Origin of the sequence: Paenibacillus sp. E222 (genome assembly GCF_013401555.1) — a bacterium.
Taxonomy (GTDB): domain Bacteria; phylum Bacillota; class Bacilli; order Paenibacillales; family Paenibacillaceae; genus Paenibacillus.
On the sequence record NZ_CP058552.1, the window covers coordinates 5,801,000 to 5,825,522 of the forward strand.

The window sequence follows — 24,523 nt, forward strand, 5'->3', positions numbered from 1 at the left end:
GCCTCCTAACGTCGTTAGAACGTGTTACCTAGAGAAACTACATCTGTTTCTCCCATAATCGTGTTACCTGAACCAGCCTGTCTTCACGATCAAACTCCAGCTTGTAGATGTCCGGCATCGTTGTATTTGCCCAGAAGTCATAACCATAGGACGGATCATAATAATTGAAAATCAACGTCATGATATCCCCATGGATGCCAATCACTATTTTTTGTCCCGCATGCTTATCCAGAATTCGCTGGATAACAGCGATTGCCCGTGCCCCAGCGACTTCGCCGGATTCTCCACCTGGATAAGCAAATGCAGGATCATCATAGAGCCTTTGTTTGGCTTCACGAAAATGTTCATGCTTCACTTCAGGACCTGACAGCTCACGCTCACGCAAATCTTCTTCGGTGACCACAATGCCGCCTGACACTTCGGCCAACCCCTGAATCGTATCCACGGCCCGTCTATACGGACTGGAATAAAACGATTGGATCTGCTCCCGATGAAGCAAACCCGCAACGGTAGCCGCATCTCTCTTCCCTTGTTCCGTCAGACCTCGCTCGCGTTCCTGCCCTTCGATGTATTCAGATTCTGCATGCCTTACAAAATATAAAGCCGTGTTGGCTCCAGTCGTCATCTATCCGCCATTCCTTTCTTCTTTTCAATCACAATCAGGCAGGTGCTGTCTGGCAAAGATGCAGGTTGACCCTGTTCATCCATAAATAGTATTCGTTCTCCAAGCGCCTCCGTATATCCTTCCTGAAGAAAGTGCCGGAACGTTATAATTTCGGCTTCATCACCCAGCGCTTCGCGAATACAGTGCTCATATGCCGATGGGGTAAATATGCCGAATTGCTCCTGAATCTCATGAACATATGCTTCTTCGCCCCATGTATAGGTGTACAGAAATTCCATCGCATCGTTGATATCCAGCATTGCCTCATTCTCAGCGATCCGCTCGTATTCAATGCTGCGTCCCTGGAAATCCTGTGTATACCGCTCCAGCCATCGCATCCCATCCGGTTCGAGGAAACGAATCCGTCGCTTCTGTGCTTCGGGTTCGGTCATGATACCATCCCTAATCAGAATTCGGCCCCCGGGGGATAACACGTTAAATGAACTTCTTAGCGCAGCAACGACCGTATCCCTGTTAAATCTGCGTCCGTCACGTTCAATATATGAATACAGTTCATGCAGAATGGATGAAAAAATAACCGTATCCACCGTGCCTGGCTGCACGTATTGATCCAGTTGGAGAGCATCTCCCTTCAATACTTGCCAGCGATGTGCCTCTCGCTGCTTCTTGCGCTCCAACGCCTCAATGACATTCGCTGAAATATCAATGCCGATTGGTTCCATCTCAGGTCGTTCCTGCTCAATCAGATCGAGCAATATTCCACCGCCGGGACCGATATCGAGCACACGTTTGCCAACCATGTAATCCAGCAGTACTTTCTTATAATCACCTGAGCTGTTCATGTCGGCCAGATACGTCTCTTCATTATGGAACCGATCATACGCATCCCGACGAAGTCCAAATAGGTCAAATAACAACAGCACAGCCTTTTCATATAACGGAGACTTTTCTGCCTCAATACAGAACGCAATCAACTTCTCCGCCGCCGGGGAAAATTCAAATGTCACAAACACCGTATCCCGCAAATCCGGGTGCCGTTCAATCCGATGTCTCAGATGGGGGTAAGTAATCGTCTCACCTGCTTCAATCTGCTCCCACGAATATTGCTCCAAATATTTTTCAATCATTCGTTTCTTGTAAATGTTCAGTTTCTTGACACCTTTGTAATCGTAATACATCGTGTTCATTAATGGCTCGAAGCTGATATGCCTAACCTCAGCCAATTGTTGCTCCTGCGAAGTCGAATTCAAGCTCACTGCTTCTTCGTCGGCTTCTATGCCTATACCTGTGCTGTTCTTCATCGAGTCATCCCCAGATACCACCATAGCTTCATTGTGCAGCGTCAAAAGGAAGATCTGAACCATCTCCTGCAACGAAAAATCATGCATCGCTGACTCCACATACCATAAGGTTCGATGAGCCAGAGGAGCGAGAAGTTTCTCTATCTCAAGCTGGGCTTGGAGTTTGGCATATGCTTCATCCATCGCTTCTCCCTGACGGATAGACGAGCTCCGTAAGCGTGACAGCCGCTCCTTCACATTCCAGTCTGTATGATCCGGCTCTGTAATGATCCAGCCTATGATACGCTGCACTTCAGCCTGAACTTGATTCCACAACGCTGGATCAACGCCAGCAATGATACATTCATTTAATGCGATCAGGATGGCCTGCAATTCATCTGCGGTCATCCACCCTTGCGTTATGAACGAGTGCAGTGGGGCATTTTCGGCAAAGGGGATTTCTCCTCTTATGTACTGACCAATAAGTCCGTGTGTGGCAATAAGGGTACGAATGATCTCATGCCGAGGTGGGAGTGAACCATAAGCTGTTTGCACAATTTGTGTACTACCGCTTGGATCATCATTTGATAAATCACGCGAGGATTCTGATCGAGATGAATGTTCCTCCTCACGATGGCCTTGCTTGCCATGCAAATTTCCAACACTTCCATACATGTCATATAGCTGTGCTGAACCCACATTGTGCACGAACAGGTTTATTCCCTGTTTCTGCCATTTTCGCCGCTGTTTCGGTGATCCTGCCTTTGCCGTTTCCGACCAGACCAGCACATCCTCCAGAATTTCTCGCATCCAAAAAGAAACCTGAAGCTGCTCCAGCACCTGGATTGTGCGTTCTACGTAATCCAGCACCGGATTCGTGCCTTCCAGCTCAGCTATAGAATGAATGCGTTCCAGGTTAATATTCGGCTGCTCTGCCGCTGCCAGCAGCTGCAACCAAAGAGGCTGCTCTGCCTCCGGGAGATGGCCTGACTTGTAAGATTGTATGACCTTTAATGCGTTCAGCATTGCTTTCTTCACCTCGTTATCCTTGTTAGTTAATCTATATAGGTCATTTCAGCAGACGAATACGATCCTGCACAAGCTTAATTAACTGATCCTCTTCCACTGCAGGTAACCTTTCGTCTAGACGTGCAGCCGCGACAGGCAAAATCCAAGCTTCAAACTCCTGGCGGGATATCCCGGAAATCTGGATGTAATGTTGGATATAGTGATTAAGCATTACATTGCGAGCCAATTCAAATCCTTTATGAACAGCCGGGTCTGTATCCTCCGGCAACGTGCCGCTCATTAATATTACCCAGCTTCGTGCCACATCACCCGCCGGATCACCCGACATGCCTGTCATCCAATCTATAACCCAATATCGATCTTTCGTTTCATTCAACATGACATTATCGGGATGAAAGTCGCCATGACAAATTTGCTTTCGCTCTGGAAGAGCGGACATATAATTGATAACCTGCGTCTTATCCTCTTCCGACAACAGAGAGGTATTTCGAATGGCTCCAGTAAGAATCTGCTTTTGTGTGGGAAGTATTCCTTCATCGTCCTGCTGAACGTGAAGGCTATGATGACAGACTGCCATTTGACGCGATAGTTCTTCGATCAGAGCGGGTTTTTGAATCATGAGGGATAACATCGTATTGCCTTCGATCCGTTCAAATATAATCCCTTTACGCGATACATCATCCTTAAACAATCTTGCCTGTGGCACAGGTAAGCCCTTTTGGAATACTGCCTCGGTAATTCGAAACTCATTCTGGACAGCTTCGGTTGGAAAATCCGCATGGTATAATTTCATAATCTGATTTGATGGGTACTCATAGATCTCAGCCGTTCGTCCTTGCCCAATCCGTCTCATTTTCTTCACTCTCCCTGACATAAGTAGTTTGCCTATTGCTGCAGCTTCCCTGTTGAAATGCTAGCAGTTCAGCGGTGTTTATCGGTCTTGAGGTTCACCCACGGCTGCCATCAATTCATTCATAATCCGCTGTCTACCCAACGGAGTCCAGCTCATCACAAACCAATTGGGAATACGCTTAACTTTTCCATCCTTCACCGCCGGAATCTGGGGCCATACGGGCGTTCTGGTTAACTCATCATACATTTTGTCACTACCTGCTAGAATATGATGATGATGAATTAACAAATGTTCCGTCTCCAATACAGGCATGGCCTCCGGTTGCAGCTCCATACGCCACAGTTCTGCTGGAGCCTGATTACATGGGCGCAGGCCCAGCTCGCCGTATACCAATTCATTGAGCGGATGATTCACCCTGCCCTGAATGCCAATCGTCCTGTGGCTCACTTGCATGATGGTCATCCGTTCCTGGCCCAGTATCCGGCGCAATGTCTGGCCTGTTGTCTCAGTCTGCACATCCAGACGTGTCAGCATCTCCACAGCTTCGCGTTCCCGGTTCACCAACTCGGCAATTTTCTCAAAGTTTCCTTTCCAGTCCCACACAGAGAAATCCAGAAATACAGGCGCAGCGGTTTGTTTAAACTGCTCTCTGAACTCTGTATGATAATGATCGGCAATGATCATATCTGGATTGGACTGCTCCAATTCCAGCAGTTGTCTGTGCAATTGTTCCGCATACTGTTCATTGCTCTGACCTGGATACTGGAATAAATCCACCACACAGACCGGCTCAATTCCAACTGATTTCAGATGGTCGTCGAATCCGAGCGAGGATGCTACAGCCACCTTTAACTTGCCTCGCTTCATATATAATGTAGGAGATACACCCACCATGCGCTGAAACATGCGACTAAAGTAAAATTCACTTCGAAAACCAACCGCAGCTGCGACTTCTTTCACTCGACTATTCTTCGTATTCAGCATCTGCTTGGCCCGGGTCATGCGCACGTTACTTAGGTACTCGACTGGAGGCAGACCTGTTTCGCTTCGGAACAAACGTGAAAAAGCAACCGGCGGCATGCCACCTGCTGCTTCAGCCAGCTGTTCAATGCTTACTTTGTCCGTATAGTGCTGCTCCATATAAAGGATGCTCCGTTCAACCCGTTCATCCATTACGGTACTCTGCTGTTCCGGTTCATTCTTCATAATATCTTGGATCAATTGCTCTAACTGAATTCTCAACTTCAATGAATCCCGATTTCGTTCCTGCCCACTGTGATGATACAACTGCACGATCTGTTGGAGGATCTGTTGTGGATGATGCACGGGAATATGCCCTGGTGAGAGTGCACCAGATAAGGACAAGGAAGGCAATGCTTCATATCTACCTCTGGTTTTGGTTAACCTAATCGGTTCAAACCATATACCATAATATTCAAACGTACTACCTTGTTCCGGGAATTCCACAATCATGCCGGGTACAAGCAAATATAACTGGAGAGGACGAACCTTCTGGAGCGCACCATCCAGCACAACAACTCCTTCGCCCTCTGTAATAAAGCATAATATGTATACAGGAACCCGAACATGCTTGGCTTGTCGGGTCATGGGAAACTTTCGTTTACGTACTGAAGATAAAAGATAGATTAGATTGGCTTCGTTCACATATGATGGCATGAAAAAATGCACCAGCCTTTCTTGCATTCTGAATCCTTTACTTCATTATATCCCTCTGCGTCGTAACAGCAAATACATCATATATGGAGCCCCGATAATCGCCGTAATTAATCCAGCTGGAATCTCATACGGAGCGAACCATGTACGTCCGGCGAGATCTGCGAGCATGACTATCAGTCCTCCAAGCAACGCCGCAATCGGCAAACGAATCAGACTCCGGCTGCCCGCTAGATGTCTTGCCATGTGAGGAGCCATTAAGCCAACAAAGCCAATCGTTCCTGCCATCGACACCGCAGACCCGGCGAGCCCTACACTCATCAGAAGGAACAACACCCGCATGCTCTCCACCCGCAGACCCAATCCAGCAGCCGACTGGACATCCAGCAGAAACATATCCAGCCATCTGGCCATCCATATTAATAGAAGAAACAGGATGAGCAGCCACGGTAATAAAGGCCAAAAGTGTTCCCACGTTCTTCCGTATAGACTGCCTGCCATCCACACGGAAGCCTGGGAGACCCGGAATATTTTGCCCACCGTCAGTAAATACGTGATTAATGCGCCAGCCATTGCAGATATGCCCACACCAATCAGCAGCATGCGAACTGTGGAACTTGACTCTCCTTTTCTCCATGACAATCCATAGATTACCGTGGCCGCGAGAAAGGCTCCAATGAATGCAATCCACGGCATATGCCGCATTGGAAAAGTAGGAACCAGCACCATGACAGCAACCACCGCCGCAGCCGCACCCGAATTCAGCCCAATTACGCCAGGTGATGCCAGAGGATTCCTCGTAATGACCTGTAGGATTGTACCCGCCAATGCTAGACCGCATCCAACCAGAAAACCGATCAGTACCCGGGGCAGCCTTAACTGATGAATGGTGAAGTGATATTCCTGATCTCCCCTGCCCATCAGGCTGCGCAATACTTCTCCCGGAGGGATGGAGCGATCTCCCAACATCACATTAAGCACAAGCACCCCCACATTCAACAACAAGAGAATCAGAATAATGGTGAGTGCACGTCTCTTTATAATAGAAGAAATCATATCGATCTCTCCTTTCTTTGCGCCAGATAGATAAGGAAAGGAGCACCGAAGAAAGCTGTGACCACCCCAACAGGAATTTCCTGCCCTGGCAACACAAATCTCGCGCCAATATCTGCTGTGAGCAGCAGTAGTGCCCCTAGAACAGCAGCGTACGGCACTACCCAGCGATAGTCACTGCCTGTTATCGATCTTGCAATATGCGGAACGGCTAACCCGATAAATCCGATAGGTCCGGCAAGTGCGACAGCACTGCCAGCCAGCAGCACAATGGCGATAATACAGATGATCCTAATCATCTTCATTCGCTGTCCTAATCCTTGAGCCACTTCATCTCCTAAGCCAAAAATGTTCAATTGACTGCTTAATGCAAACGAACCGACGATGCCAGGGATCAGATAAGGCAGAATTTGAATAAAGAGATCGAGATCTCTGCCTGTCAATGAACCCGCTAACCAGAAGCGCATCGTATCCAGGGACTGCTCATTCAGGATGAGAATGCCTTGTGTCAATGAAGCAAATAACAAATTTAATGTAGCCCCTGCCAGAACTAGTTTGACGGAAGATAAGGGTTGTCTGCCCGTGGAACTAAGAAGGAAAACCAGCACACCTGCAACCGCCGCCCCCAACAGCGCAGACCATGCAAATAATTGCAGAGACGTCGTCCCCAGCCAAAAGGAAGCAAGCACCGCGGTAAGTGCCGCGCCATAATTAATGCCGAACAATTCAGGGCCTGCCAGAGCATTGCGGCTAATCGCCTGCATTAGGCACCCGGCCACAGCCAGTGAGCTGCCAACCACGGCGGCAATAACCGCTCTTGGCAGCCTAACGGTTTGAATGATCAGGTGTTCACGCGATCCGTCAAAGGCATAGAACGCAGCCACAACGGAACGCAATGGAATCTGTACGATGCCATACATGATGCTGAATAGAAATGCAAGAAGTGTCAACACGATGATGGTTGCTAAACCAGTGATTTTAAACCTGGTATTTGTGTTCATTTTTAAGCCTCCGACCTGCATGCTGCTTGATTTATGTACTTTAATAAGTTGTATAAATCATTTTAAAAAAACGGATTGTCAACATTTTTACTTCTATTATATAAGATCAAATATAGAGCACGAATATAACGTGGCACGAGCCTTATGCAGAAACATCAGAAAAATTGGATCGTCACATTCGACGACCCAATTTTACAGTTAAGCTATGACCACTTGGAAGCATAATTGCGAATGATAGTGCTGATTTCCCAATCCCCTATCTCTGGAAAAGGTGCAGCATATTTTGCGTTTAGTTGGCTACATAGGTGTTCAAGTCATCCACAACCTTGTTTACAGCCTGAATGCCCAGACCACTCATCCAGTACTCCCAATCAACCGGATGCACAGCTTGGTTTTGAACTCCTTTCAACGTCGCCCACAATTTACTTTTCTCCAGTTTGGCGAACGCATCCGGCTCACGGTTAAACCAGAAGATTACGTCACCATCGAGATCAGCAATCTGTTCTTCCGTAATATCCTTGGAGAAGCCTGCATCCTGCTGTGCTGCGGGACGAATAATTCCGGCATCTTCCATAATCGTACCTGCAAAGGTTTCTTTCAGATAGACCTGAATTTTGTCTTCACGGGGACGGAACAGCGATACTTCCTTGGCATCTTTGCCTGCAAGCGTGGATTTCAATTCCTCAATGCGCTGCTGATATGTATCCAACAGCTTCTTGCCATCTTCCAGCTTGTTTACAGCATTGGCATGAAGCTGCAGATTTTCTTTCCAGGTAACCCCGAGTGTTTCTACAAACACCGTAGGCGCGATTTGTTTTAACTGATCATGGATAGCATCATGTGTATCTTTATTACCAATGATCAAGTCCGGCTTCAGTGCATCGATAGCCTCCAGGCTTGGTTCATTCACCGATCCGATATTCTCAATGCCTTCTGTGCCTTTCAGATAGGCCGGGTATGGATCGCCTGCTGCGAGGATGGAAGGTGCGCCCACAGGTGTAATGCCTAACTCGAGCAAATTATCCAAGGCCCCAATGTCCAGTACCACAATTCGACTTGCATTGGTTGGAACCTGTACCTCACCATAAGCATCTTTGACGGTACGTGTATCTCCAGTATTGGCTACGGTTTCTTCTTGCTTTGGTTCGGTTGGAGCGGTTTCCGCTGCAGTACCATTAGCGGCACCCGATCCCGAATTTCCACAACCCGCGAGCACCAGCATCAGTACGGCCAACATCGCAAAATGTATCCATGATTTCATTCCAATTCTCTTTCTCTCTACTTGCATTCGATCCAACCCCCTGATCCTATTTAATAACCTAATCAATAATGATTATCATTATTAAAACAATATCCCACAATTCCAGTTTCTGTCCATGCAATATTCTTTTGATCTCATATACTATTTTTTATTCCATCGTCATTCAACCCATATTTATCCATAATCGAGTGCGCCAGTGGATTTGGAACCTGATGAATACGCAATTCATCATCTGGAAACAAACGCCGCTTCGTCAATTGCTCCACTCCAATCTCAGGATCAAACAAGGAATACAATTCGTAACGTTCATGAAATTCAGGAAAACGCTGTTGATAGTCGATAATGATCTTACGAGCTTTGTTCCAGAAGGTCTGCTCTCTGACCTCGTAATGCTCCTGTATGAACAAAGCCAGTTCTCCAAGATTGATAAAGAAAAAGGCATCGTGTATGAAATCCCGAACTTCTGTCGGTTCGTCCGTCTCCAGGAATGAATTGCGGTTCACACGGCGGTGATATTCCGGTACCTCGACAAGCGCTGGACAGAGCTTTGGATCGGCAAGGGCCTCTCTTGTAAATCGTATTCCATCGTGAAAATCCTTCAGCGCAATGCGTGAGGGCCTGCCTTCCCGGTGAATGAGCAGCATATTCTGTGCATGAGACTCCAGCGCAATCCCATGAGCGAACAACCAGTGAATGAGCGGTCGTACCGCAGTCAGCAGCAGCTCGGAAAGCCATTCATCAGAACCCAGCTTTTTCACCCAAGGATCAATTATCGGGCGCCCTGCATAGTCCAGTGTAGCTAATGCATTAAACGGAATCGCTGATTCACCCGGTTCCAGCCGGGAATGTACACTTTCCCTCCAAATGCAAGACATCACACCATACGAGAGGGGCTTCAAAGCATCCGGTGTCTGATGATTATCATATGCAACGCCAGCAATCTCCCCCAGAAGAATGACTCGCAGCTCATCTCTCAAATAGGGATCTTGCATGCTAATCCCCTGCAGCCAGTTGGTAATGAGAGGTGCATTCTCCACCGTATGTGGGGCGATCACCCTGCCTGTTGATGTGTTGATCATACTGAGCGACAGCTTTAGGTACGGTAAATTGGGACGTGATCGGTTAGCTAGCGTGCGGATCGACTGTTGAGCAGTGTACCGATCTTCGCTGCTGCCAAGCGGTACGATGCTTCCGTTACGAATATCTTCGGCAAGAACGGAACTGATCGTTGTTCGCCATTGCCACGGATGGACTGGCATCAGCACATATTCTGCCGGATCAGTACCCATTTCCTGTAGTGACGTGAGGAAGCGTTCCAGCACTTGTTCGCCAAGTTGATCCTGAAGCCATTCCCTTGCAGCCGGTCCATGTTCATTCGTACCATGACTTATCCGTGCGTTTTGTTTATGAATTCCGACCCATATCGGTTTAAAGCATCCGCCGAACTCGGGTCCATATTCAAGCTGATCTTCGATTCGGAAGCCGATACGGGATTTATAACTTGGATGATATGGATGGCCCTCGATAATTCCACTTTCCCAGTCTTCATCGGGAAGAGCATGTAAATCATTCTGCCGCTCAGCCCGTACATATCGCGCCAGCGTGTCATTGATCAGCGTCTGCTCCAGTTCTTTAACAAAATGCAGCAGCTTCCCTTCATCCGCGCCTATCGCTGGTCCGACTTCCAGCAAAAATAGAGAAATCGACTCCGCTTCTTGCCCAACTGCAGCTACAGCCTGAATAGGTTCTCCCTTTTGAATGCTGCTACTTCCCGAAACCCAAGCCGGAATCTCATCCACATAGACACGTCTTGTAATCGGTTCATGGTTCAACCGCAAACGACCAAAGGTCAGATGCCTCGTTCCCCTACATGCGTAGATAACCCGTTCGCCGTTCAAACCAATGCCTTCCATTTCCCAAACGTCGAACCCCTGCTCCTTCCGTGAGCTATATGCAATAACACCTTCGTACATCAAGGATTCAACCAACTGCCTGAATATGCGTCTACGTGCCTCCGTAAAGTGCTGTGAAGACAGCGCTGCGGTGTACAGTTTTCTTTGCTGATCTAGCCAATGCTCCTTCTCCACTCCAAGTCTAGAACTTGCAACACCATTTTCTAACTGGCTGGTGGAGTCCTCTGTGCAAAACGGTTGTCTATCCTGATCCTCATCATGGCTCCGATATTCAGATATTCTCTTACTTTCCATGCGTATGCTCTCCTCCCCTCCTGATTAGTGCTGTCGCACTGGCCTGTAGACATGCAGTGGATTATTTACCCGATGCACACAATCCCCCGGCCCTTCATGAATTCGCCGTCTGGTCAACTGTTCCACTTCGATCTCGGATGCAAAAACATCAAACTGTTCAAATCGCGCCTGTAACTCCGGGAACCGCTCCTGGTAATTCAAAATGACTTCGGCAGCCATGCGCCACCATTGCTTTTCACTCAAACCAAAATGCTTCTCCAGAAAAAATGCCACTTCGGTCAGGTTGATAAAAAGCAACGCGTCCAACATAAAGTCCTTCACCTCGGAAGGATCTTCCTTCTCCACAAACGAATTGCGATTCACCCGCTGATGGTTTGCAGGCGGATATTCAATATCCGGGTATCCAAACGGGTGAGGAATGGATGGGCAGTAACGGATACCGTCATGGAAATCCTTAAGCGCAATCCGGCTGGGCCATCCCTGTTTCAGCACGATGATCATATTTTGCGCATGCGATTCAAGCGCAGCTCCGTGCGCGTACAGCAGATGTATCAGCGGTACCACTGCCACATTCAGCAATTGCCGGGCCCAGCGATCCAGTCCATATTCGTTTATCCATGGTTTAATGACCGGAGTGCCATGCTGATCGAGATGACACAGCGCATTAAATGGCAAAGCCTCTTCTCCTGCCATTAAGCGCGGGTGCAGACTTTCCCGCCAGATCGCCCCGAGTGATCCGTATATTTTTTGCTCCAGCAGATTGGGCAGTTTCTGGTGATGGTACGATACCCCCGCAATCTCCTTCAGCACAATCAGACCAAGCTCATCCTGTAAAAACGTATCCTCTGCCACCACACGACCAAGCCAGTCCGAGATACGAGCCGCATTCATGATCGTGTGCTGTGCGAGAATTCGGCCGGATGACGTATTCACCATATTCAGCGGCAGTTTGACATACGGTTTATCGCGATGACTCACATTCGTCAATGTGCGAATGGATTGTTGAGGACGGTACGTGTCACCTGCTTGGCCCAGATATATAATCTCCCCTGTTCTGAGTTGCTCCGCACATGCCACCGATATGATTCGCTCCCACTGCCAGGGATGCACAGGAACGAATACATATTCATCCACACGTACAGCCCCATCCGTACTCACCTTCTCCTCAACATCCGCATCGGCATCTGCATTGTCATTGGCATTGGAACTCAATTTCAAATCCGCACTTGAGATAACTTCCTGCAAAATCAACTTGAATGCCTGTAGTTCCTGCCCCAGCTCGTTATGAATAAACTCAGCATATGTGTCCAGTGAAGACGAAATGGATATTTGGGCCGCATCCTGTTTCATCGCAATCCAGACCAACTTGAATTCCGGCCCGAACTCCGGTCCATAGGCTTCATTGTCAGAAAGCGTAAATCCAACTCTGGATTTGTAACAAGGATGATACGGATGCCCTTCAATCAGGGCAGATTCCCACTCGTCATAATCCGATACCTGAGGTTCGGGCTGACCAGCACGCCATCGCACGGACAGCGTGTCCTTCAGATGGGTTTGTTGAAGTTCATCCATGAATTGCGCCAGCTGAGCTTCGGATGTGGGAATATGCGCAGCTATCTCCAGTAAAAAACGAGGAATGGAATCCGCTTCAGCTCGATCTATCGATGTTATCCGCATAATCGGTTTATCTGACAGCCGAATGCGATCAAAGCTCTCTTTTCGAACAGCCCAAAAGGTGTATTCCACCTGCTCTCCTGTCTCCGCCTCCCCTCGCAGGGTATACTCTGCCTCCGCATGAGGCCCGATCACCGATTCACTCAAGATTTTCTCATACAAAAATGACTCCACTAATTGCCTGAAGATACGTCGTCGCACCATTATCCACTCTTCGGACCTGACCAATGCTGCTGTTAGACCGTTCATATGGCACCTCCCATGATTTCACTGCCTCAAACCGTTCATGTGTTACTGCAAATAAATGTGCTGCGGATGCGGATGACTCAAAAAGTCATGATGCGAGATCGCCCACCCGTAAGCGCCCGCGAAGTGGAACAGCAAAATGTCTCCTGCCCGAACTCTGCCTGATGTAACATCACTCGCCAAAATATCCTTCGGTGTACATAGCTGGCCTGCCACTGTAAAAGCGGCTTCCTTCACCTCGGGTCTATAGTACGGATGCGTCCAGTTCTCCACCTCAATCACCTCGAACGGATGACTGTGCTGCCAAGAAACGGGCAGGCGAAAGTGATGTGTACCGCCACGCACGATGACATATGTTTTGCCGTGGTTGACTTTAACGTCCAGCACCTCGGTTGCATAATACCCACTCGATGCCGTAATGTAACGCCCACATTCGAACAACAAAGTCGTTTCCGAAGGCAGTTTCTTTTGCAATACCGGTGCAATCCCATTCACAAATGTGTTCCAGTCGAACTGTTGCTCCAGATGCGCATAGTTCACACCAATTCCACCTCCGGCATTCAAATACCGAAATGTGAAACCATATTGCCTCGCCCAATCCCGCGCGATGGTGCAGTAATACTCAACCAGTTTCACATGCTGCTCCGCATCCAGGTTGTTCGAAAGGGAGTGAAAATGAAAGCCTTCCACCTGAATATGTGGCAAATGCCGGAACTGGTTCATGACTTGTGGCAGCATGACCTCGTCGATTCCGAACTGGGTCGGACGACCGCCCATCGCCAGTGTCGCCTGCGGCAGTGGACCTTTCAGGTTAATCCGCAGCAAAACGGATACCCGGACGTCATTTTGACGGGCAATCTCGTTCAGCTTGTTCAACTCGTGCATACTCTCCACATGGATAAGCTGCACCTTATGCTCTATCGCACCACGCAGTTCGGCTTCCGTCTTGCCTGGTCCACCAAACAGAATCGGAATATCGGCAGAGACTTGTCTCACCTTCATGATCTCGCCCAAAGATGCCACTTCAAAGCCATGTACTACAGGGGCCAGCGCTCGAAGCACCTCTTCTTCCGAGTTGGCTTTGATGGCATAGAACAGCTGACTAGATTCCGGCATGGATTGTACACGTTGACGCACATGAGCGACGAGTGCTGTTACATCCCGGATGTAGGCACATACCGGTTCGTTCTGCTGTTCTTTCAGTGCCAATAGATGCTCACGAACTCTCTCAACCTGAGGCATACGCCATGTATTCAACTCTACAACCATAAACGTGTGCCCTTTCCTTGTTCAACTGCTCTTGCATACATCTCTGCCGCACTGGAAATATCCTCAATCGCCATCCCCATCGGGTTCAGCACTATAATCTCCTCCTCATGTTCGCGTCCTGGCTTTTCCCCTATCAGGATCTCGCCGAGTTCAGCGTGAAGCTGCTCACGGGAGAATTTGCCTTCCAGCACCAGCTGATTAATAATCTTTTTCTCCCGGTTGGACTGATCCCAGTCGTCCACGACCACTTTGTCTGCCTGCGTAAATACATCCTTGTGCAAATCCATAATCGAGATGTTGCTGACAAATGTACCTTTGGCAATCCATTCAAACGGAATATGCGGCGATGAGGCTACCGTAGCTGTTACGAGTACTTCCGCTTGTCGTACCGCTTGTTCTGACGAATCTTCCACCAGCACTTCAACCTGATCAAAACGCAAACCAATTTCATCGGCAAGCTGGCGGGCCGTATCGGCATTCAGGTCATGCAGATAGATGGTCCGAATGGAGTCAAATTGTTCGAGGAGCGAGGTGATCTGCATTCTGGCGATCACCCCGCAGCCAATCACGCTCACTGTGCGAAAGCTTTCTCTGGCTAAATACCTTGCCCCGATGGCTGTAACTGCCGCCGTACGCATCCCGCTGATCACGCTGCCTTCCATCACCGCCACCGGATAGTTGCTTTCCGGATCATTAAGGATAATAAGGGCGCTTGCACGTTCCTTGTGACGCTTGGCCGGATTATCATGTTTGCTCCCAATCCACTTGAGACCACTAATCGCTACATCGCCACCTACATACGCAGGCATCGCAATAATGCGATCGGCAATATGACCGCTCTCCTCGTTAACCCGCAGATAAGGCTTCAACGGCTGCACGATATCCCGCTTGGCATGAAGCTCCAGTGCACGGGTTACTGCTTTGACATATGGCTCTGAATACAGCCCTCCCAGATCTATAATATCCTGTTTACTCATATACAAAAGGCTATGATCCTGAACGGTACTCATATCTGATCTCTCCTCCGAGATAAATTTTTAGATACTCTTGATCACTTGGCTTGGCGGCAATTGACTGACCCATTGCTCGTCATACACACTGTCCAGATAACGTTCTCCACGATCTGCGAAGACAGTAACCACCTTGGCTGAAGGCCGCAGGGTTGGAACCAGTTTCTCCAGTGCAGCAACCAGTGATCCGGACGAACCTCCTGCAAAAATGCCTTCCCGTTCCAGCAGCTTCTGGCAGCCCAGCACGGATTCCCGATCATCCACATGAATAACTTGGTCAATCTCGTTCGGGCTGAATAACTCAGGGACCCGGTTGGCGCCGATACCCGGCAGTTCACGCTGACGGGATGGTGTGCCAAAAATGATCGATCCGACTGCATCAACGGCTACAATCCGCGCATGCGGATTTGCCTCTTTCACGCGGCGGGATATACCCAGAATGCTTCCAGTCGTACTCACTGCACACACTAGTACGTCTATCTGTCCATCCATTTGCTCCACAATCTCCTGACCTGCACCATGATAGTGAGCTTGCCAGTTCAAAGGGTTGGCATACTGGTTGATCCAGTAACCTGCCGGGTCCTGACTTGCTAATTCCTTGACTCTGCGAATGCGGGATTGCAAATAACTTCCGTGTTCGTCCGGTTCAGTCACCATGTCAACCTGTGCCCCGAGGTAGGTTATCATTCTCAGATTCGTCGATGTGATTTTGGGATCAACCACACAGGTGAATTTCAGTCCATATCGTTTGGCGGTTAATGCGAGACCAATTCCCAGATTTCCTGAAGTGCTCTCGATGAGATGTGTATCCGGTTTGATCGTTCCGTCTCGCAGACCCTGCTCGATAATGTATCGTGCAGGTCGGTCTTTCATGCTGCCGCCGGGGTTCATCATTTCCAGCTTGGCATACACCGACGCTCCTGAAGATCCGAACAGAGAATTCAAGCGAACCAGTGGTGTTTGACCGATACAATCGATAATGGAATCCGCAACTTTTAACGATCGATCCTTGATTTGCAAGGTACTTTGTTCCATGTGTTTACACCAGCTTTCTGGGCCTATTGTTGTCCAAAATCACTTTATTGATAATGATTATCATTTTCAAAATTGGACACAGGGCCTATTATGCATATCCTTTTTTTTCCTGTCAACACTAAAATTTTTGGAAAGTTTTTGAAAAATTTAAGATTGACATTGAGAATCATTCTTGATAATCTGATCAGCAATTGGTTTCAAATTGCCAAAATCAAGGTGGTGTAGCAGACATATGCTGTCTCAAATGGCATGGAAACAGAGCGTCCGCATTTTGTGGGGTGGACGCTTTCTTTCCAGTGCCGGGCTGACTGGAATCAGCCCTTTTATACCGTACTACATGGAGCATCTGAACGCGGGAACGCCGGAAGAAGTGCTGATGTGGACAGGTCTGTCCGTATCTGCACCTGCTCTATCCTACGCTCTTCTGACCCCTCTTTGGGGCAAGATCGGAGATCGTTGGAGTCGAAAATGGATGGTTGTCAGAGCGCTGGTCGGACTGGCCCTTAGCATGTTTCTAATGGGCATTGCCCAGACGCCCTTTCAATTCTTTTTGTTCCGTCTCTGCCAGGGGGCTTTCGGTGGCATATCTGATGCGAGCAGTGCGTTTGTGGGAACCCATGCCCCTGACCAAAAGCAGGGCTCTGCGCTCGGACAGTTGGAGCGGGCATCGGCAGCAGGCCTGCTCGTGGGACCACTGCTTGGAAGCATATGTGTAAACACATGGGGAAGTCGTCCGCTATTGTTCATTACGGCCTCGTTGACATTGAGCTTTGCTGTGCTTGCCGCAATCGTATTAACGGGGGCAACAACGCATCGAACACGTACGGCCAAGAACAATACTCTGGTATCTCCTGTGGAACAGCACCAGCCTTCGGTCGCTTTGTTGAACAATCATGGCAAAAACAGAAACAAAAGCGGAATTATCCATGCCTTTGTTTCTCTAGTTACACATCCGATTGCCCGAAGACTCGTTATCGCAGGCATCATTTTCAAGCTTGCAGATTTCGCAACGTTTACGATGTTTACCCCGTTTATTCGTGAAATCGTGCCTTCCTCGGGTGCAGCTGCGCTTACGGTCGGAGTTCTGCTCGCGATGTCATCGGTTGGCGAACTGGTTGGCGCATCGTGGTGGGGCAAGCGAAACGATCGTTACTTACCCGAACGCAATCTCCGGCTGGCTGGTTTGTTATGCGGCTTGTGCCTGCTTGCACATACACTTCCATTCGGGGTGGCCTGGCTGCTGGTTGTACGTTTTCTGCAAGGATTCTTCTACAGCGCCCTATTGCAGACGGTCATGCTCAACGTGCTGAAATCCTCCACCGATCAGGATCGGGGCGTGCGCATCGGAGCTACCAACAGCATGTTAATGGCTGGTCAGATTGCCGGTCCGTCCATTGGGGTTCTAATCGGAGGTGTCTGGGGAATTCCAGCTGTATTTCTCGTCATGGGGACAGTCATGCTCGCCGCTTCGCTTGCTGTACGCCGCCCGGCGGTTCATGAGCCAAAAGCTCCCGTACAACTGCCGCTCCAATAATTTGTGAAAGGATGATAATCAATCATGACCAAGGATAACGTCACCATCGACACATTCCAGCAGACAGTTCATCCCTCTTCAGTATCCCCAAGTGGACTTGCCCGTCAGGAGATGCTAAGCCGGATATTGAACGCCTATCTTCGAGAAACCGAACAGCATGATCCTTATGTTCGAATTGCCACGCGGCCAGACCTTTCGCTTGTTATTGAGCTACCGCGTACTGGTCAGAAGATATATGGAAATCTGCTTCATCGTTCCGCCGCCGGACATCATGTCTATGGCGACACGTTTCACATTGCAGAATCAGACGAGGCACAGCCCGATGGTTGGAGAGAGGTTTCTTTTGAACAAATAACGACGCTGTTGCTTGATGAAATATCATCTGTAGAACCCAATCCTGAAGCCCGAATGTTGAAACGGGCCGAGCTGGAGCAGATGGTTTACAACAGTTTGGAGCATATGACCTCTTATCTGGAGCACGCATTGAATGCAGAGTCTCCTGTAACATTGGATTTTCGCTATCTGGAACAGGCACTGCTATGTGGTCATCCATTTCATCCAACGCCGAAAAGTCTGGAGGGCTTCAGTTCTTCGGATTCGCGTGCCTATTCGCCTGAATTTGGCGTTAGCTTCCCTCTCAACTGTTTTGCGGTGGCACCTGAACTCGTGTTGGAGGATTGGCTGGATATCGTGGACTATGGCAGTGAAGCACCCTGTGTTCCTGCGGAAATGGCCGAGGCTGCTTGGAAGCTCCTCCCTCTGGAAAGTAAACATTATGTCCTGCTCCCTTGTCATCCTTGGCAGGCTGCCTATTTGCGGACACTTGAACCTGTAAAGTCCTTATTACAGCAAGGTACTTTGATTGATCTGGGCACTACCGGGCCTTCTGTGTATCCTACCTCATCGGTGCGCACGGTCTGGAATCCGAAGGAAGGTTGTTTCTACAAGCTGTCTCTTCATATTCGAATTACAAACTTTATTCGCGAGAACAATGAAGAGCAGTTGCTGCGCACACTAGATGCATCCAGAATAGTACAGCAGATTCAGGATCGCTGGACGTCAGAGAAATTTCAAATTTTGCTGGAAAAAGGCTATCGTAGCTTGAAGGTACCGGAGATACCTTCGTCCACCCAGGAGGTGTTGATCTCAGGCTTTTCCATGATCCTGCGCGAAGCACCAGAGTCTTGCAGCTCTGCTACAGGGGCCCCTTATGTTGTGGCCTCTCTCATGGAGGTGCTTCCCGGAGAAACTGAACCTTTGTTGTTCCGGGCTGTCCGGGAAAGTCTTCAATCATCTTTGTCGCCGGATCGTGTAAATGATATGAGAGTGCAGACAGACTGGTATGAATGGCTTCGTCAATATCTGGAGTTGTCCATGATTCCACTTGTGGAACTGTATGCCGAGACAGGCATTAGTCTGGAAGCTCATGTACAGAATTCCATGCTGCGTCTTGAAGATGGCATGCCTGCCACTTTTGTGGTTAGGGATCTGGAGGGCATCAGTGTCAATCGAGTCTTAGCGGAACAGCAAGGTTGGATCGACCAGGTAGTCAATGCCAACAGTCCTGTTTTGTATACCGAAGAAGAATCACGGCATCGATTGAAATATTATTTCTTTGTCAATCACCTCAGTCATGTGGTGCAGCGCCTGGCATACTATACTGGTCAACCGGAGCAGCCATACTGGAGGGTGGTGAGAAATACGTTGGAGGACCTTTGGAAAAAGACAGCCGAGTCCTCTCACATCAACGACGTCATTCGTGATCTGTTGACCACCGAGACGTTACCGGCCAAAGCCAATCTGCTCAGCCGGTTCCATCAGCGTGGTGAGACGCCGTTATACGTCAACATTCCCAATCCAATGAGGTAAGGCGATTCCTTTTATCGGCTCCAATTCATTCAACAGGTCATTTAGCAGTCCATTAAGCATTACACCCACCCTCCAATATTTGCATACCAAAAAACGGCCCTGGATAACAACACAACGTGTTCTTCCAGGGACCGTTTCTTTCTTTCTTTCTTTCTTTCTTTCTTTCTTTCTTTGAAATCATTTTCCGATTCATTCCTTATCTCAGCTCAAACTATTCTATTCAAACTCATCGCCTCTTACCTTGGCAAACACCATCATATCTACTAACGTGCCTGTACTGTCACCCCGCATCTTGCGCAGTACACCTTCAAGCGTATAGCCTGCGCGCTCAGCCACTTTGGCACTTCGCACATTGCGGGCATCACAGCGGATTTCCAGCCGGTTCGCCTCCAGATAGGTTATTGCGAACTGCTCAATGCCTCTGACCGCTTCTGTCATGAGACCCTCACCGGCACGAGAAGTTCTGATCCAGTAACCGATCTCGAAACAGCGTGCATTCCAGTCGATTCGATGCAGTCCGCTGCTGCCCACGAATTCATCCGTAAATCTGTCACGTAAATGAAGCATCATGTCGGTACGCTCCAGAAATTGCAGCCTGGCTTTGCGGGCATTCGCTTCCGATTCCTCCAATGAAGGTATGCTCTCGGCAAAAGGCAGCCACAAACGTAATTGCTCCGCACTTTCACGAATTGCCTCATTCACTGCGGCTCCATCTCCCCACCTCGGGGCACGAATAGTCAAACGCGGTGTATCAAAACTTTCGGGAAATGACAGCATTAACGGATTCATTGAAGAGGAATTGGTCATGAACGCTACTCCTCTACCTGGAATATCGAGTCAATAATCAGTGGCAAGTTATCCCTCACGGATACAGCACCCAATACGGAACGGGCGTGCACGCCCTGTTCTCCGAACACATCCAGCATCAGATCCGAGAACCCGTTTAACACTTTATGGTGCTCCTCGTACGAGGCGGTAGCATTGATGAACCCCTGCACTTTAACCACCCGCTTCACCCGATCCAGCGAACCAAGCACTTCCTGAACGACAGCCAACACCTCGATGGCAGCATTTCGAGCAAATTCATATCCCTGCTCCGTCGTAAACTGCTCCCCCAGTTTGCCACGCTCTTGCGTATCCGGCCCTTTACCGGACACATACATGATTCCATTTACAATCACCGCATTGGTGTACTTTGCTGCCGGCGTACTTGCTTGGGGCAATACAATGCCCAATTCGTCCAATCTGGTCTGTATCATCGGCTTCTCCTTTATGTACAAGATGTCCTTACAAGCTATCAATCTTTCAATTTATTCCTAATTTAGTTAAATCTCAATATACGCCGGTTGCTCTTGAACCGCAAGATGTAAAATGAGCTGAAGGGATATTTTCCTTCTATTATAAGTCATTAATTACAGGGTGCTCGAAGAGTACAACAAAATATGGTCTCTCCGCTGCCACCCCTGGCTCGCCCAAAAACGATTACCGATTTCATTATCATCTAGCACCATCAAATGACATTTCATAATGCCGGCATGTCTCAATTGCTCCAGACTAAACCGAATGAGCGTTTTGGCAATGGAGCGCCCCCTATGAGCAGGATCTACGGCTACATGGTACATAAATCCTCTTCTGCCGTCATTTCCACTTAATACAGTACCAATAAGATTCTTATTCTCATCAAGACATACATAACTTAGCCCCGGGTTGCGCTGCAAATATGCCGAAATAGCTTTCCTTGAATCAACTTCTTCACTAAGTCCCATTCCTGGCGTTCGTTCCCACAACATAATGGCCTGATCATAATGCTCAATTGTCATTTCCTTATATGTATACATCGTTCCTACTCCCATCTTATCAGGAATTACTTGCAGTATTTTTCCACATTCTATCATATTTTCGTTACACTAAAAGGAGAAATTCACCCATGCTTTATCTGCGCACGCAGGATAGCTCAGGTTCGTTTTTTACATATTCAGCTTCGGATCGCGAGTCGCAAGAATTCCCTTCCTGTATCTACCTATAGGTTTAAGTGTCATTACATGTTATTATGTAGAACTCCATTTTCAAAATGGGAACATACTAAATACATAAATAACGACGTATTTATGAGTACAAAAACACGACATATTATTCTGATTTTATTCACTATCATTCTGATTATTGCATCCATCTTTTTTCATAAGTATCGTAAACTCATACATCGTGTCGAGTCTTCTGCCGATTCCGCTTACCGCAGTGTTATTCTGGAAAGTATACATTATAAAAAAGAGCTGGATCGATACATCAAAAGCAACAAAACAACAGATGAAACAAACCTGAGTATCTATACGAACAATATGAAGAACGCTTTCGAATATTATGGGCTCATTACGAATATGGTCGATGGAACGACACAAAGATTATATATCGAGCGAAGTGATCTTTTCCATCAGTACTGGCACCTGGTCCCTCCATCCTATGCGAAGCTTTCATTGAAAGAATTACAAAAGGTAAGTGACAAAACAAACATCATTTTTAAGGGACTCCAACGATTGAAATAAACCTCCCCTATCTCAGCACTCTCACCGAACCTGCTTCTCTAAACTCCTGACGATATGTCCTTGGTGACACCTGAACCGTTCGCTTGAACATCTTCCCGAAATGTGAAAAATTGCTGAATCCCGCTCGCAGAGCGATCTCCGTTATGGAATCCTCGCTTTCACGCAGCAAGCGCTGCGCCTCCTTCACACGAAGCAAATTGAGATAATCGCTGAACGTGAAACCTGTGGTCTGTTTGAACAAACGGCTGAGATAATGGGGACTAATTCGAAATAATGCAGCAACCTCCGGTAGCGCTAAATCCTGCTGATAGTTATCGTTGAGATAACGCACCACTGCCTGTGCCTTGGGATGCAGAACCGGCTCACTGTCGGCCGAGTGCACGGTGCTCAAATGTTTGTTACGGTAAGCAAACAACAGCAATTCAACGGATCGGTGACGAAGCAGCAGACTGCTTCCAGCTCTGGTATGGACCATCTCATCAATCATTTCACTGACCATTCGCTCCGCTGTTTCACTTACCTGTGAAGGAAGCCTCAGAATGGGAATATTCCAGCCAAATGGCTCCTTCAGCCCCTCTGCCAGCTCAGGTAAAATGGCCAATTCGGTGAACAGCTCTGGCTTGATATACAGAACAATTCGATCATGATCTGGCCTTCCACTCTCCATCGTTTTATGAACGGTATTCCGGTTAATGAATACGAAGTCTCCGGCTTTGACCCGATAAGTTCGATCCTTGATGAAGTATATGCGCTCACCCGATAGCAGGTAGTACAGCTCATAATGGTCATGCAGATGGTCATCGGTCATGGAAAAATATCCAATGCGGCGGTCATATTCGATATTCAAATATCCGGTGGGATCATGGTAATCCGCTTGAAATGTCTGTATCATGCAGCTGCCCCCTTTAGCTGAATTATAGCAAAATAAGCGGCATTTGAAAGCGATTACGCACAAAAAGCGGCGAATGAAGTGCTTCCTTGTTATAGTCTAGAGCTATATTCAAGGAGGCGATAGACATGAGTAACAAAAAACGTTACGTATTGGTCGGAACAGGCGGCCGTGCTGAATTCTTCTATGGAGCATTAGCCCAAAATTTCAGGGAAACATCCGAACTTGCAGCTTTTTGCGATATTAACCAGACACGCATGAATTACGCCAATCAGCTGCTGAGGGAAAAATATAAATACAATGAGGTGCCAACCTATCCTGCAGATCAGTTTGATCAGATGATTGAGAACGAGAAGCCGGACTTCGTCATTGTAACCAGCATCGACCGCACCCACCATAAATACATCATTCGGGCAATGGAGCTTGGCTGTGATGTTGTGACTGAGAAGCCGATGACCATCGATGAACACAAATGTCAGGATATTCTTGATGCCGTCAAGCGGACCGGACAAAATATACGCGTCACCTTTAACTACCGTTATGCGCCGCACCATACCAAAATACGTGAACTGATTCAGAATGACACAATCGGAAAAGTGACTTCGGTCCACTTCGAATGGCTGCTGAATACTCGCCATGGCGCAGATTACTTCCGCCGTTGGCACCGGGACAAGCGTAATAGTGGCGGACTGCTAGTACACAAATCCACGCATCATTTCGACTTGGTCAATTTCTGGATCGGTTCGCAGCCTGAGACCGTCTTCGCATTCGGCGATCTCATGTATTATGGTAGAGAGAACGCAGAGGAACGAGGCGTGACCCAGTTTTACACTCGTGCAACAGGCAACCCGATTGCGCAAGAAGATCCTTTTGCCCTGCACCTGGATTCGGATGCACATCTCAAAGCCATGTATCTGGATGCTGAACCGGAAGACGGCTACCAGCGGGATCAAAGCGTATTCGGAGATGGCATCAACATCGAGGATACGATGGGCGTTCTTGTCCAGTATCAGAACAAAGCCATTTTGACCTATTCACTGGTTGCATATCAGCCGTGGGAAGGCTACCGCATTGCCATTAATGGCACCAAAGGCCGGATCGAAATGAACATTGTGGAACAATCCTATGTTAACTCGCTGGGTGACAAAAATCTTGAAGGTGCATTGATTGGCAAAACACTGCGTGTCCTTCCCATGTTCGATGCCCCGTACGAGGTTCAGGTCGAGGAAAAAGAAGGCGGTCATGGCGGAGGTGATCCTGTACTTCTGAATGATCTGTTTGGAGAGCCAGCGGAAGATCCATACCACCGCGCTGCCAACCAATTCGACGGAGCAAGATCCATCCTCACCGGAATTGCAGCCAATCGCGCTATTGCAACCGGTTTACCTGTTCGCATCAACAATCTGGTTCGTTTCTAGGAACGCAAGGCCGCTCCAACCACATTTAATTCAAAGACTGCGTATAATACGCA

At 48.2% G+C, this 24,523-nt stretch carries 20 protein-coding genes; 4 read left to right on the top strand and 16 right to left on the bottom strand.

Annotated elements, in window-relative coordinates:
• Nucleotides 1-37 precede the first annotated feature (37 nt).
• From HW560_RS25560 to sbnA, 12 genes are all read right to left on the bottom strand, one after another.
• Nucleotides 38-625: a histidine phosphatase family protein gene (locus HW560_RS25560; protein ID WP_179265069.1), complete on the bottom strand. Its 588-nt coding sequence runs from the start codon at nucleotides 623-625 to the stop codon at nucleotides 38-40.
• Complete coding sequence (locus HW560_RS25565) at nucleotides 622-2,931, bottom strand: class I SAM-dependent methyltransferase (RefSeq protein ID WP_179265070.1); 2,310 nt, start codon at nucleotides 2,929-2,931, stop codon at nucleotides 622-624. Before HW560_RS25565 ends, HW560_RS25560 begins: the two co-directional genes overlap by 4 nt.
• A gap of 43 nt (nucleotides 2,932-2,974) precedes the next feature.
• The gene (locus HW560_RS25570; RefSeq protein WP_177185680.1) at nucleotides 2,975-3,787 is read right to left on the bottom strand and encodes a phosphotransferase family protein; all 813 of its coding nucleotides are present in this window, start codon (nucleotides 3,785-3,787) and stop codon (nucleotides 2,975-2,977) included.
• A 78-nt stretch (nucleotides 3,788-3,865) separates the two neighbouring features.
• A complete protein-coding gene (locus tag HW560_RS25575) occupies nucleotides 3,866-5,464 on the bottom strand; it encodes a helix-turn-helix domain-containing protein (protein WP_177185679.1) in 1,599 nt (532 codons plus the stop codon).
• A gap of 45 nt (nucleotides 5,465-5,509) precedes the next feature.
• Nucleotides 5,510-6,517 carry a FecCD family ABC transporter permease gene (locus tag HW560_RS25580; RefSeq protein WP_090896664.1) on the bottom strand — a complete coding sequence of 336 codons (1,008 nt, stop codon included), beginning with the start codon at nucleotides 6,515-6,517 and terminating at the stop codon, nucleotides 5,510-5,512.
• The gene (locus tag HW560_RS25585) at nucleotides 6,514-7,515 is read right to left on the bottom strand and encodes a FecCD family ABC transporter permease (protein WP_090896661.1); all 1,002 of its coding nucleotides are present in this window, start codon (nucleotides 7,513-7,515) and stop codon (nucleotides 6,514-6,516) included. Before HW560_RS25585 ends, HW560_RS25580 begins: the two co-directional genes overlap by 4 nt.
• A 289-nt stretch (nucleotides 7,516-7,804) precedes the next feature.
• Complete coding sequence (locus HW560_RS25590; RefSeq protein ID WP_177185678.1) at nucleotides 7,805-8,776, bottom strand: ABC transporter substrate-binding protein; 972 nt, start codon at nucleotides 8,774-8,776, stop codon at nucleotides 7,805-7,807.
• A 134-nt stretch (nucleotides 8,777-8,910) separates the two neighbouring features.
• On the bottom strand, nucleotides 8,911-10,983 hold the full coding sequence (locus tag HW560_RS25595) for an IucA/IucC family protein (RefSeq protein ID WP_179265071.1): 2,073 nt from the start codon (nucleotides 10,981-10,983) through the stop codon (nucleotides 8,911-8,913).
• Between the two features lie 24 nt (nucleotides 10,984-11,007).
• Nucleotides 11,008-12,906, bottom strand: coding sequence for an IucA/IucC family protein (locus tag HW560_RS25600; protein ID WP_179265072.1), 1,899 nt, complete (start codon nucleotides 12,904-12,906; stop codon nucleotides 11,008-11,010).
• A 42-nt stretch (nucleotides 12,907-12,948) separates the two neighbouring features.
• Entirely contained in the window at nucleotides 12,949-14,172 is a 1,224-nt protein-coding gene (locus HW560_RS25605; protein WP_257031437.1) for a type III PLP-dependent enzyme, read from the bottom strand.
• Nucleotides 14,163-15,182 (bottom strand): 2,3-diaminopropionate biosynthesis protein SbnB, encoded by a 1,020-nt coding sequence (gene sbnB, locus HW560_RS25610; protein ID WP_090896648.1) that lies wholly within the window; start codon nucleotides 15,180-15,182, stop codon nucleotides 14,163-14,165. Before sbnB ends, HW560_RS25605 begins: the two co-directional genes overlap by 10 nt.
• Before the next feature lie 27 nt (nucleotides 15,183-15,209).
• The gene (gene sbnA / locus HW560_RS25615; RefSeq protein ID WP_179265073.1) at nucleotides 15,210-16,217 is read right to left on the bottom strand and encodes a 2,3-diaminopropionate biosynthesis protein SbnA; all 1,008 of its coding nucleotides are present in this window, start codon (nucleotides 16,215-16,217) and stop codon (nucleotides 15,210-15,212) included.
• 232 nt (nucleotides 16,218-16,449) lie between these two features.
• Here sbnA and HW560_RS25620 point away from each other — a divergent pair, with 232 nt between their 5' ends.
• Nucleotides 16,450-17,751: an MFS transporter gene (locus tag HW560_RS25620; RefSeq protein WP_179265074.1), complete on the top strand. Its 1,302-nt coding sequence runs from the start codon at nucleotides 16,450-16,452 to the stop codon at nucleotides 17,749-17,751.
• Nucleotides 17,752-17,775: 24 nt separating this feature from the next.
• Nucleotides 17,776-19,620 (top strand): IucA/IucC family protein, encoded by a 1,845-nt coding sequence (locus HW560_RS25625; RefSeq protein WP_179265075.1) that lies wholly within the window; start codon nucleotides 17,776-17,778, stop codon nucleotides 19,618-19,620.
• A 216-nt stretch (nucleotides 19,621-19,836) separates the two neighbouring features.
• Here HW560_RS25625 and HW560_RS25630 read toward each other — a convergent pair whose 3' ends face one another.
• The 3 genes from HW560_RS25630 to HW560_RS25640 form a co-directional block, all read right to left on the bottom strand.
• Entirely contained in the window at nucleotides 19,837-20,427 is a 591-nt protein-coding gene (locus HW560_RS25630; protein WP_373564962.1) for a GNAT family N-acetyltransferase, read from the bottom strand.
• A gap of 5 nt (nucleotides 20,428-20,432) precedes the next feature.
• Complete coding sequence (locus HW560_RS25635) at nucleotides 20,433-20,879, bottom strand: RidA family protein (protein WP_090896634.1); 447 nt, start codon at nucleotides 20,877-20,879, stop codon at nucleotides 20,433-20,435.
• 153 nt (nucleotides 20,880-21,032) lie between these two features.
• On the bottom strand, nucleotides 21,033-21,458 hold the full coding sequence (locus HW560_RS25640) for a GNAT family N-acetyltransferase (protein WP_256222005.1): 426 nt from the start codon (nucleotides 21,456-21,458) through the stop codon (nucleotides 21,033-21,035).
• Between the two features lie 270 nt (nucleotides 21,459-21,728).
• On the opposite strand from HW560_RS25640, the gene HW560_RS25645 reads away from it, so the two are divergent.
• Complete coding sequence (locus tag HW560_RS25645) at nucleotides 21,729-22,163, top strand: hypothetical protein (protein WP_179265076.1); 435 nt, start codon at nucleotides 21,729-21,731, stop codon at nucleotides 22,161-22,163.
• A 7-nt stretch (nucleotides 22,164-22,170) separates the two neighbouring features.
• On the opposite strand, the gene HW560_RS25650 is transcribed toward HW560_RS25645, so the two are convergent.
• Complete coding sequence (locus tag HW560_RS25650; protein WP_179265077.1) at nucleotides 22,171-23,055, bottom strand: AraC family transcriptional regulator; 885 nt, start codon at nucleotides 23,053-23,055, stop codon at nucleotides 22,171-22,173.
• A 125-nt stretch (nucleotides 23,056-23,180) separates the two neighbouring features.
• Here HW560_RS25650 and HW560_RS25655 point away from each other — a divergent pair, with 125 nt between their 5' ends.
• Nucleotides 23,181-24,470, top strand: coding sequence for a Gfo/Idh/MocA family oxidoreductase (locus tag HW560_RS25655; RefSeq protein ID WP_076289691.1), 1,290 nt, complete (start codon nucleotides 23,181-23,183; stop codon nucleotides 24,468-24,470).
• The last annotated feature ends 53 nt before the right edge of the window (nucleotides 24,471-24,523 follow it).